Raw genomic sequence first — 12,869 nt, 5'->3', positions numbered from 1 at the left:
CCGATGTCGACCCGAAACGGGGCAATCGCACCGACCTCGCCTCCGTCCCCGTCATCTTCTGGAGTCTGATTGCCTCCTACGGCAGGCAGACGGCGCCCGCGGTGGTTCACGACAGTGAGAGCTGGCGGGTGCGTGAATCGGGGCTTGGCGCCGTCGAGTCACTCGCGGAGCGAGAGAGAGTGGATCTGGCGTTTCGGCTCGGGTTGCGCGAGCTTGGAGTTGCACCATTTCGTGCCTGGCTGATGTGGATGTTCGTGTCGTTCGAGCGCTACCAGAAGCACTCGGTGCCGCGATTCATCGCCCTGTTGGCCCTGGGTCTTCTCGGGCTGGGTCTCGTGGTGGCCGGCACCATCCTCGCGCTGGCGTGGGGCGCGCCGGGCTGGGGAATCCCGCTGGCGCTACTGCCACTGGCGACGAGCGCGATCGCCGGCAAGCGGTGGCGGCTGCTGGTGTGGGCAAGTTATGCCGGGGCACTGTTGCTGCCGGTCGCGGTGCTCCAGGTCGCCGCATACCTGCCATACCTGGCCATCGAGAATATCGTCTGGCTCATCGTCGACCTGCCCAGGGGCAAGGGTTCGCCGGTGGTCGGGCCGACGGATGTGCGCAATATCCGCCGTGTGGCCGGCTAGCGACGCGCTGGGGGCGGGGGCACTTGTTTCGCGGCGATGATGTCTGCCACGGCGATGCGCTCAAGCCCGCGCTTGCCGTCGACGACCAGCGTCGTGCCGTCGGCGCTGACGAGCATCCCCAGTGCGTCCGTGGCCTGGCCGGTCGGAAGCCGGTAGCGCACGACGACGCGATCGCCGGCTTTCACCAGTTGCCCGGCGCGTAATCCTTGAGGAAAATGCCGAACAGGTCCTCTCCGGCCTCGCCGCGCACGATCGGGTCGTAGACACGGGCGGCGCCGTCGATAAGGTCAAGCGGAGCATGAAACCCCTCCTCGGCGAGACGCACCTTGGTGGGGTGAGGTCTCTCGTCCGTGATCCAGCCGGTGTCCACGCTGGTCATCAGGATGCCGTCCGTCTCGAACATCTCGCGGGCGCTCGTGCGGGTGAGCATGTTCACGGCGGCTTTCGCCATGTTCGTGTGGGGGTGACCTGGCCCCTTATATCCGCGACCGAACACACCCTCCATGGCGCTGACATTGACCACGTAGGTGCGGCGCGCAGAGCTTGACGCCATCGACGGTCGCAGCTTCGAGATCAGGATGAACGGCGCCGTCGTGTTCGCCAGCTGCACCTCAAGCATCTCGAGTGGGTCGACCTCGTTGACATGCTGTGTCCATGAATTGACCCCGTGGAGGTCCGGAAGCAGCCCGCCCGCGTCAATCGCCGTCCCGGCCGCGAGTCGCTCGAGCGAGCTTGAGCCCGGGGCCATGGCCTGTTCGGTCAGCTCGTCGGCCCTGGCGGCCGCGGAGCTAAGGATCGGGTGGGCGGTGACAGAGCGCGCGAGCGCGTGCGGGTGTGGATCATTGGTGTGACCGAAGGTGACCAGCTCGGGTAGCGTGCCATCCGGTAGCGGCGCGAGTTCGGCATCCACCAGCGGCTGATAAGCACCGGGGGAGCGGCGCACGGTCTGCGTCGCGTTATTGATGAGGATGTCGAGGGGGCCCGAGGCTGCGACATCCTCGGCGAGGCCGATGACCTGGGCGGGGTCGCGCAGGTCTATTCCGACGACCTTGAGCCGGTCGATCCACTGCGGCGAGTCCGGCAGGCTGGTGAAGCGGCGCACGGCGTCGCGGGGAAACCGGGTGGTGATGGTGGTGTGTGCGCCATCCCTTAGCAACCGCAGGGCGATGTACATTCCGATCTTCGCGCGACCGCCGGTGAGTAGCGCGCGTCTGCCGATAAGGTCGGTGTGGGCGTCTCGTTTGGCGTGGCTCTGCACGGCACACTCGGGGCACAGCTGGTGGTAAAACGCATCGACGACGGTGTAGGGCTTTTTGCAGATGTAGCAGGCGCGTGCCCTGATGAGCGTGCCAGCGGTGGAGGCTTTTGTCGTGGTGCTGATCGGGATGCCACGGGTTTCGTCGTCGATGCGATCGGGCGCCCCGGTGGCAGTGGCGGCGATCACGCTGCGGTCGGCGTCGGCAATGACGGCACGCTTTTCAAGTCGACGCTCTTTCTTGACCGCCTTGAACATCTTGGCGGTCGCCTGGCGCACCGACACGAAATCCGGATGCTCCTCGTCGACCTCGGCCATGCTGGCAAGCACCCGGAGGGTTGTCTCGAGATCGTCGGGGTCGATCCCGCTCGCGGTGGGCTGCTCGAAGGTCACACGAAATTCTACGGCCCAGCCCGGGCGAGCCTGACCCTCGGCCGCCTAAAGTGAGGGGCATGAAGGTTGTTGCCGTGTACAGCACCAAGGGCGGTGTGGGTAAGACCACTGCCGCAGTGAACCTGGCCTGGGAGGCGGCGCGCGACCTGCGGGTGCTGGTGTGGGACCTCGATCCGCAGGGCGCGGCGACCTACCTGTTGAACGTCAAGCCGAAGCTCAAGGGTGGCATCGACGCCCTCATCAGCGGCAAAACAACTGCGGGCAGCGTGGTGAAGTCGACGGCGTTTGCGGGTCTGGATGTGATGCCGGCGGACGACAGCTATCGCGAACTTGAGCTCGTGTTCGATGGCGTGAAGAACTCCACACATCGCATCGCGAAGGTGCTTGACGCAGTGAAAAGGGACTACGACGTGGTGATCCTGGATTGCCCACCCGGCGCATCCCTGGTCGCCGAGAATGCTATTCACGTGGCTGATGTCGTGGTGCTCCCGCTGGTGCCGTCCCCGCTGGCGCTGCGCTCGCTCGATCAGGTCAGGCAGATCGTCGTCACCACGGCGAAGAAGACCCCGGTGCTCGCGTTCCTGTCCATGGTCGATCGCCGCAAGTCAGCCCATCGGCTGGCGGTGCAATCCCTGTCACACGACAACCGTGACGTGATCGACGTCATCGTGCCATCGACGGTCGTCATTGAGCGGATGGGGTCGGAGCGCGGCCCGGTGTCGACGTTCGCGCCGAGCACGGAGGCGGCTCACGCCTTCGGTGAGCTGTGGATCGCGGTGCGCCGCGCCGCCGGCATCCGGAAAGCCGGGAGGTAGCTTTCACCATGCCGTTTAGGCTGCTCCTCGACTGTGATCCCGGGCTGGATGACGCCCTCGCGCTGCTGCTCGCCCATGGCGACCCTGATCTCGAAGTTATCGGCGTGACCACGGTCGGCGGCAACGTCACGCTGCAGAACACCACGCGAAATGCGCTGCGGTTGCGCGAATACCTGAAGTTTCCGAAGGTTCCCGTCTCGGCAGGCGCGGCTGGCCCACTCACGAGGCAGTTCCGCGACGCCGCGCATGTGCACGGGGCTGGCGGCCTCGGCAGCGTGACCCTGCCTGAAGCGACACTGGCGGTCACGGGCATCCACGCCGTCGATTTCATCATCGACACACTGCGCGCGACGCCCGGCGCAGTTCACCTGGTCGCTACCGGGCCGCTGACGAATATCGCGCTCGCTCTCGAGAAGGAACCCGCGATCGCCCGCTGGGCGGCCTCGTTCACGATCATGGGCGGCTCGTTCACGAGGGGCAACGCGACCGTTGCCGCCGAGTTCAACATGTGGGCAGACCCCGAGGCTGCTCGCATCGTGTTCGACGCCGACTGGCAGGTGACCATGATCGGCCTCGACCTGACGTTGCAGGCGCAGGCCAACTCGATCGTCGTCGACCGCCTCAGCACGCTCGGGGCACTCGCCGACGACCTGATCGTGCCGTTGGCGACCTTCTACTTCAATCCGAACGTTCCGGACTGGGACGGCCAGGCCGTGCACGACGTCTGTGCCGTGGCCTATGTGGCCCGCCCAGATCTGTTTGAGACGCGCCCAGCGAGGGTCGACATTGAGACGACGGGGGAATTCACCTCGGGGATGACCGTGGTCGACTTCGACGCGCCCTCACCGAATGCCATGGTCGCCACGCGCCTCGATGTGAACGGGTTCTGGGCGTACGTCGAGACCGTCTACGCGAGGGTCGCCGCGGAGCACACCGGCTAGGGCCGTCATCCCGCCGCCCCGGCCGCCGCTCCGCAGGCCGGGAGGCCTGACCCGAGGTCTAAGGCACGTATGGCACAGTGCCATACGTAGCCCACTGCGCCGACCCGCCGTCCGAAATGACGGAGAACTGCCGCACGATTGCCATCAACTCGGCGCAGCTGCACGTCCAACCGGTCCGATCTCCGTCATTTCGGACATGGCACCCGCGCGATCCCGCGCAAGTTACGGTTGAGGGATGGCCGCCCTCCTCGACCTCGCGCCGAGCCCTTTTGATCCGGATGCCGCCTACACGGCTTTCGCCGGATGGGCCGAGTCTCGCGGACTACCGCTGTACCCCGCGCAGGACGAAGCTCTCATCGAGATCGTGTCGGGCGCAAACGTCATCCTGAGCACCCCGACCGGAACGGGCAAATCCCTCGTCGCCATCGCCGCCCACTTCACTGCTCTTGCCCAGGGCAGGCGCACCTTCTACACCGCACCGATTAAGGCGCTCGTGAGTGAGAAGTTCTTCGCGCTGGTCGATATCTTCGGCGCGGAGAACGTCGGCATGGTGACCGGCGACTCGAGCGTCAACGCCGACGCTCCGATCATCTGCTGCACTGCCGAGATTTTGGCCAACATCGCCCTGCGGCGGGGTGCCGATGCCGAGGTCGACCAGGTGGTGATGGATGAGTTTCACTTCTACGCCGACCCGGATCGCGGCTGGGCCTGGCAGGTGCCGCTACTGACGCTGCCGCGCGTGCAGTTCATCCTGATGTCGGCCACCCTCGGCGATATGAAACCGATTGCCGATGACCTCTCGCGGCGCACCGGCCGCGAGACCGCGCTCATTACCGGCGTCGACCGCCCGGTGCCGCTGCACTACTCCTACGTCATGACCCCGGTTCACGAGACCGCGGAGGAATTGCTGCAGACCGGCCAGTCACCGATCTACATCGTGCACTTTTCGCAGGCCGCGGCGCTCGAGCGCGCGCAGGCGATGACGAGCATCAAGGTCATCAGCCGCGAACAGCGCGACGAGATCGCTGAAGTGATCGGGGGCTTCCGGTTCACGACTCGGTTCGGGCAGACCCTGAGCCGCCTGATCCGATCCGGAATCGGCGTTCACCACGCCGGCATGCTGCCCAAGTACCGCAGGCTCGTCGAGCAGCTCGCCCAGCACGGATTGCTACGAGTGATCTGCGGCACCGACACGCTCGGGGTGGGCATCAACGTGCCGATCCGCACGGTGTTGCTCACCGCCCTCACCAAATACGATGGCACCCGGATGCGCCAGCTGAGCGCTCGCGAATTCCACCAGATCGCGGGCCGGGCTGGTCGCGCGGGGTACGACACGGCGGGGACCGTGGTCGCCGAAGCGCCCGACCATGAGGCCGAGAACGCACGCCTCGTGGCGAAGGCCGGGGACGACCCCAAGAAGGTGCGAAAGATCGTGCGCAAGAGAGCGCCGGACGGTTTCGTGTCATGGGGCCAGCCCAGTTTCGAGAGGCTGATCGCGGCCGAACCCGAACTGCTGACCAGCCACATGAAGGTCAGCCACTCGATGATCCTGAATGTGATCGCCCGGGGTGGCGATGCGTTCGCGACCATGCGCGACCTGATTTTCGACAGCCACGAAACCTGGAACGGGAAACTCGCGCTCGCCCGGCAGGCGCTCGCGATCTACCGGACCCTGCGCGCGGCCGGTGTGGTCGAGCAGGTGACCGTGCCCGTCATGGCGATGTACGACGGGGAACTCGTCGAAACCCTCGACGAGAACATCGAGATCAGGCTGACCGTCGACCTACAGCCCAATTTCGCGCTCAACCAACCGCTCTCGCCGTTCGCCCTCGCGGTGTTCGAGCTGCTCGACCCTGAGTCGCCGACCTATCCTCTCGACATGATCTCGATCCTCGAGTCGACCCTCGACGACCCCCGACCGGTGCTCCAGCAGCAGCAGTTCATGGCCAGAGGTGAGGCCGTGGCCGCGATGAAGGCCGAGGGCATCGAGTATGACCAGCGGATGGAGTTGCTGGAGCAGGTCACCTGGCCTAAGCCCCAGGAGGAGCTGCTGAATGCCGCGTTCGAGCAGTATTCCGCGACGCAGCCGTGGATCGGTGACTTCGCGCTCAGCCCCAAGAGTGTCGTGCGTGACATGTACGAGCGCGCGATGACGTTCGCCGATTTCACCGGCTTCTACGGACTGGCCCCGCGGGAGGGGCTCGTGCTGCGCTATCTGTCCGACGCCTACCGCGCCGCCCGACAGACGATTCCTGATGACGCCAAGACCGAAGAGCTGCTCGACGTCATCGAGTGGCTCGGCGAGCTCGTGCGCCAGGTCGACTCGAGCCTGCTCGACGAGTGGGAGGCCATGATCAATCCCACTGCGGATCCGACCGGTCCCGTAGTTCCACCACGTGCGCCCAGCGTCCTCGCGAACCCCAGGGCGTTCAGGGTGCTCGTGCGCAATGAGATGTTCCGCAGGGTGCAGCTGGCGGCGCTCGAGAACTGGGAGGCGCTCGGAGAATTGGATGCGGCATCCGGGTTCACCGCCGACGCCTGGGCTGAAGCGATGGATGCGTACTTCGACGAGCACGACACGCTCGGCACCGGTGGCGACGCGCGGGGCCCTGCCATGATCATGATCACGGAGAACCCGCGGCAGTGGACGGTCCGTCAGATCTTCGATGACCCCGCCGGCGATCACGACTGGGGCATCAGCGCGACCATTGACCTGGCCGAATCCGCCGAGCAGGGCATCGCGGTGGTGCGCCTCACCGCCGTGGGAATGGTCTAGAAGACGTTTCGCTCCAGGTAGTCGTTACGGAATTTGCCGCTCGGGTCGAACTCCTCGGCGAGACTGACGAAGTCGCCGAGCCTCGGGTAGAGCTCCCGACGAACCGAGTGGAACAGTTTCCCCCAGTGCGGCCGTGCGTTGAACGGAGCCAGCGCCTCCTCGATGATCGGCAGCAGCGCCAGTACGGCATCCGGCTCGAACTTCCAGGTGAAGTGGATGCCCACCGCATCGGTCTCGTATGCTCCGCTCAGCCACAGCGAGTCTGCCGCCATCGTCCGCAGTTCTGAAATGAACAGGTGTGGCGCGATGCGCTCGCGGAGCGCCCGGATTGCCCGGATCGCGGTGATCGCATGCTCCCTCGGCACGATATATTCGGTCTGCAGCTCGTTGCCGTTGCTGGGAGTGAATCCCATTCTGAAGTGCGGAAGCCTGTCGATCCACGGCCCTGGGATGCCGCCCTGCGTCGTGGTGCTGCTGGTAGGCGCATCGGGCAGCGGGTGTCGTTCGGCGGCCGCAAGGAGTGCCCCGAAGAGTTCCTGCGGTGGTTTTCTGTCGCCCATGCGCGACTTCAGCCAGACGTCGCCGACGGTGTCGCCCAGCCAGTGTGTGAAGATGCTGGTGCTGTAGGCGCGGGAGACAATCGACTCGTAATTGTCCAGCAGCGAGCTCCAGCTGAGCCCCGAGTAGACGTCCTGCCTGACGTCGAAGGTCGGCTCGATATCGAGCGTGATTCTCGACACGATGCCGAGCGCTCCGAGCGAGACGACGGCGCCATCGAACTCGGCATCCACCGGTCCAATGCTGCGCAGTTCACCGGATGCCATCACCAGTTCGAGACCCGAGACGGCCCGGGACAGCGTTCCGTTGGCCACTCCGGAGCCGTGCGTGCCGGTCGCGACCGCGCCAGCGACGGAGATGTGGGGCAGGGACGCGAGGTTGCGCAGCGCCCAACCCGCCTCCTCCAGCACCACTCCGAGTTCGCCGTACCGCAGGCCGGCGGAGAACGAGACGGTGTCGGTCTCGTCGTCGATGACGATCGCCGGGTCCAGGCCCTCGAGCGAGACGAGTTCTGCCGAGTCGGCGAGGTCGTTGAACGAGTGCCTGCTGCCCAGTGCCCGAATCTTCGGCGCCCTGGAGACGACATCCTGAAGCTCGTCAACGGAGGCGGGCCGGTGCAGGGTTGACGCGCGATACTCGTGGTACCCGGCCCAGTTTGTTCCGATGCTCACGTCCCCATTGTGCCCGTCCGTGCACCGGCGCGTCGACACCCACAGTCCTGACAGCGCCGCGCCAGATGCCGGAAGATCGGTCGGGTCGGGTGTTGAATAACCCCGTGACCTCGTCAACTTCCCCCCGCCCGAAGATGCCTCGCGAGCAGCGGCTCATCCTGCTTATCGCCATCCTCGCGTCGTTCGTTGCGTTTCTTGACGGATCGGTGATCACTGTCGCGCTTCCGAAGATCAGTGCAGAACTCGGCGGCGGGCTGAGTGTGCAGCAGTGGGTGGTGGATGCCTACCTGATCACGCTCGGTTCCCTCATCCTGCTGGCTGGTTCACTGTCGGACGTCTTCGGTCGCGTGGTCATTCTGAGAACCGGCCTTATCGGTTTCGGTGTCTCGTCTGTGCTGATCGCCCTTGCCCCGACCGCAGAACTGCTCATTGTGCTTCGGGGTGTGCAGGGCGTCGCCGGGGCGCTACTGGTTCCCAGCTCTCTTGCCCTGATCATCTCGACCTTTCGGGGTGCCGCCCAGTCGAAGGCGATCGGAACCTGGACGGCATGGACCAGCGCATCATTCCTCGCCGGGCCACTGATCGGTGGACTGTTCGTCGACTACCTGTCGTGGCGGCTCGTGTTCGCGATCAACATCCTGCCCATCATCGTGACGGTCGTGCTGCTGGCGATGGTGAAGCATAAAGATGTGCGAGCCGACGGCGTCAGGCTCGACGTCACCGGGGCGATCCTGGGCGTGCTCGGGCTGGGCGGACCGGTGTTTGCGCTGATTGAGCAGGGAAACCTGGGCTGGGGGGATCCCCGTATCTTCCTGCCGTTCGGCCTCGGCCTGCTTTCGTTCGCGGCGTTCATCTGGTGGGAATCTCGGGTCGCCGCACCCATGCTGCCGCTCGGCATATTCCGCAACCGCAATTTCGCGTGGGGCAACATCGCCACGCTCTTCATCTATGCCGCGCTCTCCATCGGCGGGTTCATCGTGGTGATCTTCCTCCAGCAGGTCGCGGGCTACCCCGCGACGATTGCGGCCCTCGCCTTCCTGCCGGTGTCGCTGGGCAATGTATTCCTGTCTGGGCTGTTCGGAACGCTCAGCGGCAGATTTGGCCCACGACTGTTCATGACAGCGGGGCCGATCATTGCCGGGGTGGGCTACCTGCTCTTCCTGACGATGGGCGAGAAGGTTGACTACTGGTGGAACGTGCTGCCGGGCGTCCTGGTGTTCGCACTGGGCATCTCGATCACGGTCGCGCCGCTTACCTCGGCCATCCTGGGTTCCATTCCGCCGCAGCAGGCCGGCATCGGCTCGGCGACAAATAATGCCGTCGCCAGGGTCGCTGGCCTGGTGGCCGTCGCCATGATCGGCGTGATCGTGGCGGGCCAGCTTGACGTTGAAAGCTATCATCGGGTGCTGCTGGTTACGGCGGTGCTGCTGTTCGCCGGGGGAATCGTGTCGTTCATCGGCATTCGCAACAACACTGTCGCCGACAGCGAACTGACCTCGCAGCGCGATACCCAGGCCTAGAACCTACGCGAGCAGCCGCTGGCCCGACAGCGCAAGCAGAAGCACGTCGACCAGCGCGCCAACGATGATCAGTCGAAAGATGAGGCGCGAGTGTCGCGCCAGCAGCACCAACACCGCGCACAGTGCGGCGAGGGCAACACTCAGAATCAGCCCGGCGTACTGGTACGAGGGTGGGGGCCCGGGGCCCAGCACGATGCTGGTGGATGCCACGGCGAGCGCCCCCGCGATCACGAGGCCGCTCCGGCGCAGGCCGGTGCGATGGGGCAGCCCGCGCACGCCCGTGGCCCGGTCGTCATCAAGGTCGGGCAGTACGTTCGCAAAGTGCGCGGAGATGCCCAGCATGGCACCGGCGAGCATCACCCAGGGCGATGCGAGCGCGGGGGGGACTCGCGCCAGGCTGACGATGAGCGGCAGCAGTCCAAAGCTCACCACATAGGGCACGACCGAAAACACTGTTGACTTGAGACCAGCGTTGTAGGCCCAGGCCGAGGCGATGAACACGGTGTGCGCTGCCGTCGCCGCCCACCCCAGCGGTGTGGTGAGCCCGACCGCGATCACGGCCAGGGTCACCGCGGTGTTTCGGGCGATGGGGACGGAAACCACACCGGAGGCGACGGGCTTATCAGTGCGGCCGACGGCACGATCACGGTCGGCGTCGATCCAATCATTGGACAGCCCGACCGACGCCTGCCCGCTCAGGAATGCGAGGCCGAGAAGCACGAGTTGCCAGGGCGCCAGCCCGATCCCCATGCCCAGAATTACGGTGATGGCGGTCACCGCGAGAGTGGGGCCCGGATGCGTTGACCGCGCCAGCGCGGCTGCGGTGCGAAGCATCCTGTCATCGTATGCGCCGTGGGTGCGAGCATGCGTCAGTATCGAGAGTAGTTTGGTGGAATGCGCGCGCCCCTCGACGAACAGGCCATGATCGACCTGCTCCCCGGAACCTGGATTGTGGCCGCCACCAACTTCCCGATGTGGCTGTCGGGGCGTCGACGCGAGCCGCGCTTCGACTACACACTCGTCTCCAGAAATCCGCTGGTACTCACCGATGACGTCTCCTATATCGCCAGCCGGGGGAAGCGTGGGAGCGAGAAGAGACACCTTCTCGGCCGGGACACCTTCCAGCGCGATGAGTTCGTGTGGCGCGGTACGGGCGTATTGAGGCTGGTCACGAGCCGGTGGCGAGTCGCCGGCGTGAGCGATGACGGCACCATTGCGGTCATCCATTTCACCAAATCGTTGGGAACGCCCGCCGGGGTCGACATCATCGTTCGGGAGGGTGCGGCGCAGCCCGAACTGCGCGCCGTCATCGCCCACGCGACGGAACATTTCGGCCTCACCCCCGAGCAGTTCGCCTCGCTGAGCTGGCTCACCCCCCGCATCGTGCACGCCTCAGGCTGACTCCGCCCATGCTGGCCCCGCGACGGCGTGTGGCGTGCACCCTGGCGGCCCTGCTGCTGGTTACGCCCCTCGCGGGCTGCGTGGCACCTCCGGAGCCGATCCCAGGGCCGTCTCCTCGGTCTCTGCCGCCTCCCGTTGACCCGGTGCAGCAGTATGTCGATGACCGACTCGGAGTGATGACTCTCGACGAGAAGATCTCTGGATGCTGATGGCGCATCTTCCCGGACGGGATGCGGCAACTCTCGCCGATTACGGGGCCTCGAACGGCCTCGGCGGGCTGATCCTGATGGGCGACAACATTCCGGGCAGCACGGAGGAGCTCGCCGCGATGACTGCGGTGATCGCGGGTGATTCCGGACTGCCCGCGCTGGTCGCCACCGACCAGGAGGGCGGGATCGTGCGCCGAATTTCCACTGACGAGGAGCCATCCGCACTCGAGCTGCGTGTCCTTCCAGCCGACGCGGCGGCGGAGATTCCGCAGAGCCAGCTGTCGCTGCGGCACTGGCGCACCGAGCACGCACCGCCGTTCGCCGCAGGAATCGCCGCCGGCGCGGAGCTGGTGATGTTCGGGCACCTGCAGTTCGACGCAGTCGATCCCGTTCCGGCAACCCTGTCGGCGCGCTGGCACAGCATTCTTCGCGACGAACTCGACTTCGAGGGAATCATCATCACCGATGACATGAACATGCTCGAAGACTCCGGGCGCGCGGAGTATGCCGACCCGGTGCGAAACGCCGTGCAGGCGATTGTCGCTGGCAACACGATGTTGCTCTCTGCGCAGCAGGTCGACATCCCGGCGCTGATCGGTTCGGTGCATGCTGCGGTGGATGATGGCACCATCCCGATGGCAACCATCGACGATGCCGCCAGGAAGGTGCTGGTGTTGCGTCGCACCGTGTCGGGTGACACGGGCAGATTCGTGCATTGCTTCGAGGAATGCCTGGCGGTCATCGACTAGTCATCATCGCCTGCACTACGGCGTGAGGTCTCTCGATATTGGCGAAGTGCCCGCAGTCCGGGATGATTGCCGTTCGGGCATGCGGCAGGAGTCGCGACAGGCTGATGAGGTCCGAGTTGCGCACGAACACGTCGCGGTCACCCTTGACCGCGATGATCGGGCACTGGATTGCCGCCCAGGTCACGCTCGGGTCGTAGCCACGGGTGATCTCGGCCGCGGAGACGAAGGAGCGCGCGCGTACTTCGTGAGACAACGCATCGATCACCGACTCCGCGACCCTGAACGGGTGGCGGAAGAGTGGGACAACCGCGAGGCGCAGCAGCCGGCACGCATCCAGTGCTCGCACCAGCGCCCGCCCGACGACGCCGAGCGCCGCCAGCACGCCCATCACCCGCCACAGCATCACAAATGCCGGGAGAGTGCCGAAGCTAATGACCGGATGCCTGACACTGTCGACCACAGACCAGGTCGTTCCCGAGACGGTCACCACCGACCGCACGTTCTCGGGCCAGCGTGCCGCCATGTGCATCGCAATGAATCCGCCCATGGAATGCCCGACGAGATCCCACTGCGTATAGCCGAGCTCGAGAGCGGACTGACGCACGAGCTCGCAGACGATGTCGATGGTCGTGGCATCCGCCGCCTCATCCAGCCGGGCCGCGCCCCAGCCCGGCAGGTCGAACAGCACAGGATGGGGGATGTCTGACCCCGATTCGCGTGCGGCACGAAGCACGGGCGTCCACGTGGTCCATGATGCGGCCGCGCCATGCAGGAACAGAGTCGCGCGAGCGCTATCACGTCGCGGGAGGTGACGCGCGACCGCGCTGCCGAGGCTATTCATCACGACCGTGCTCGTGAGCCCAAGGCTCGCGGAGTCATCGACGAGGGCGTAAGGGGCATAACGGTCGGTACCGAGGGTGTTGGCCAACTGCATGCGTCATCTTCGTCGCGC

12 protein-coding genes are annotated in these 12,869 nt (G+C 65.7%); 7 read left to right on the top strand and 5 right to left on the bottom strand.

The window, feature by feature from the left end; genetic code table 11:
- Positions 1–629 (top strand): DUF1353 domain-containing protein (locus tag RMN95_RS11535; RefSeq protein WP_309617056.1); only part of this gene is annotated, 629 nt, incomplete at its 5' end.
- Here RMN95_RS11535 and RMN95_RS11530 read toward each other — a convergent pair.
- Entirely contained in the window at positions 626–814 is a 189-nt protein-coding gene (locus RMN95_RS11530; protein WP_309617055.1) for a hypothetical protein, read from the bottom strand. The two genes, RMN95_RS11535 and RMN95_RS11530, sit on opposite strands and share 4 nt — an antisense overlap.
- Entirely contained in the window at positions 811–2,277 is a 1,467-nt protein-coding gene (locus RMN95_RS11525; RefSeq protein WP_309617054.1) for an SDR family NAD(P)-dependent oxidoreductase, read from the bottom strand. The genes RMN95_RS11530 and RMN95_RS11525 overlap by 4 nt, the downstream gene beginning before the upstream one ends.
- Positions 2,278–2,336: 59 nt before the next feature.
- Here RMN95_RS11525 and RMN95_RS11520 point away from each other — a divergent pair, with 59 nt between their 5' ends.
- The 3 genes from RMN95_RS11520 to RMN95_RS11510 all read left to right on the top strand — a co-directional run bounded on the left by RMN95_RS11520 (position 2,337) and on the right by RMN95_RS11510 (position 6,809).
- Complete coding sequence (locus RMN95_RS11520; RefSeq protein ID WP_309617053.1) at positions 2,337–3,092, top strand: ParA family protein; 756 nt, start codon at positions 2,337–2,339, stop codon at positions 3,090–3,092.
- Between the two features lie 8 nt (positions 3,093–3,100).
- Positions 3,101–4,033 carry a nucleoside hydrolase gene (locus RMN95_RS11515; RefSeq protein WP_309617052.1) on the top strand — a complete coding sequence of 311 codons (933 nt, stop codon included), beginning with the start codon at positions 3,101–3,103 and terminating at the stop codon, positions 4,031–4,033.
- Positions 4,034–4,268: 235 nt separating this feature from the next.
- Positions 4,269–6,809, top strand: coding sequence for a DUF3516 domain-containing protein (locus tag RMN95_RS11510; protein ID WP_309617051.1), 2,541 nt, complete (start codon positions 4,269–4,271; stop codon positions 6,807–6,809).
- On the opposite strand, the gene RMN95_RS11505 is transcribed toward RMN95_RS11510, so the two are convergent.
- Positions 6,806–8,038, bottom strand: coding sequence for an FAD-binding protein (locus RMN95_RS11505; protein WP_309617050.1), 1,233 nt, complete (start codon positions 8,036–8,038; stop codon positions 6,806–6,808). The two genes, RMN95_RS11510 and RMN95_RS11505, sit on opposite strands and share 4 nt — an antisense overlap.
- Positions 8,039–8,142: 104 nt before the next feature.
- On the opposite strand from RMN95_RS11505, the gene RMN95_RS11500 reads away from it, so the two are divergent.
- Positions 8,143–9,558 carry an MFS transporter gene (locus tag RMN95_RS11500; protein ID WP_309617049.1) on the top strand — a complete coding sequence of 472 codons (1,416 nt, stop codon included), beginning with the start codon at positions 8,143–8,145 and terminating at the stop codon, positions 9,556–9,558.
- Between the two features lie 3 nt (positions 9,559–9,561).
- Here the strand turns inward: RMN95_RS11500 and RMN95_RS11495 are convergent, their stop codons facing one another.
- On the bottom strand, positions 9,562–10,392 hold the full coding sequence (locus tag RMN95_RS11495) for a UbiA family prenyltransferase (protein WP_309617048.1): 831 nt from the start codon (positions 10,390–10,392) through the stop codon (positions 9,562–9,564).
- A 60-nt stretch (positions 10,393–10,452) separates the two neighbouring features.
- Here RMN95_RS11495 and RMN95_RS11490 point away from each other — a divergent pair, with 60 nt between their 5' ends.
- Both RMN95_RS11490 and RMN95_RS11485 read left to right on the top strand, forming a co-directional pair.
- Entirely contained in the window at positions 10,453–10,959 is a 507-nt protein-coding gene (locus tag RMN95_RS11490; RefSeq protein WP_309617047.1) for a hypothetical protein, read from the top strand.
- Between the two features lie 202 nt (positions 10,960–11,161).
- Positions 11,162–11,917, top strand: a complete 756-nt coding sequence (locus tag RMN95_RS11485) for a glycoside hydrolase family 3 N-terminal domain-containing protein (protein ID WP_309617046.1) — start codon at positions 11,162–11,164, stop codon at positions 11,915–11,917.
- On the opposite strand, the gene RMN95_RS11480 is transcribed toward RMN95_RS11485, so the two are convergent.
- On the bottom strand, positions 11,907–12,851 hold the full coding sequence (locus tag RMN95_RS11480) for an alpha/beta hydrolase (RefSeq protein WP_309617045.1): 945 nt from the start codon (positions 12,849–12,851) through the stop codon (positions 11,907–11,909). The genes RMN95_RS11485 and RMN95_RS11480 overlap by 11 nt on opposite strands.
- Between the last annotated feature and the right edge of the window lie 18 nt (positions 12,852–12,869).

The sequence above is a fragment of the Salinibacterium sp. genome (assembly GCF_031364185.1).
Classification (GTDB): domain Bacteria; phylum Actinomycetota; class Actinomycetes; order Actinomycetales; family Microbacteriaceae; genus Rhodoglobus.
Note: the sequence above shows the minus strand (reverse complement) of the source record. Positions and strands in the feature narration are given on the sequence as shown.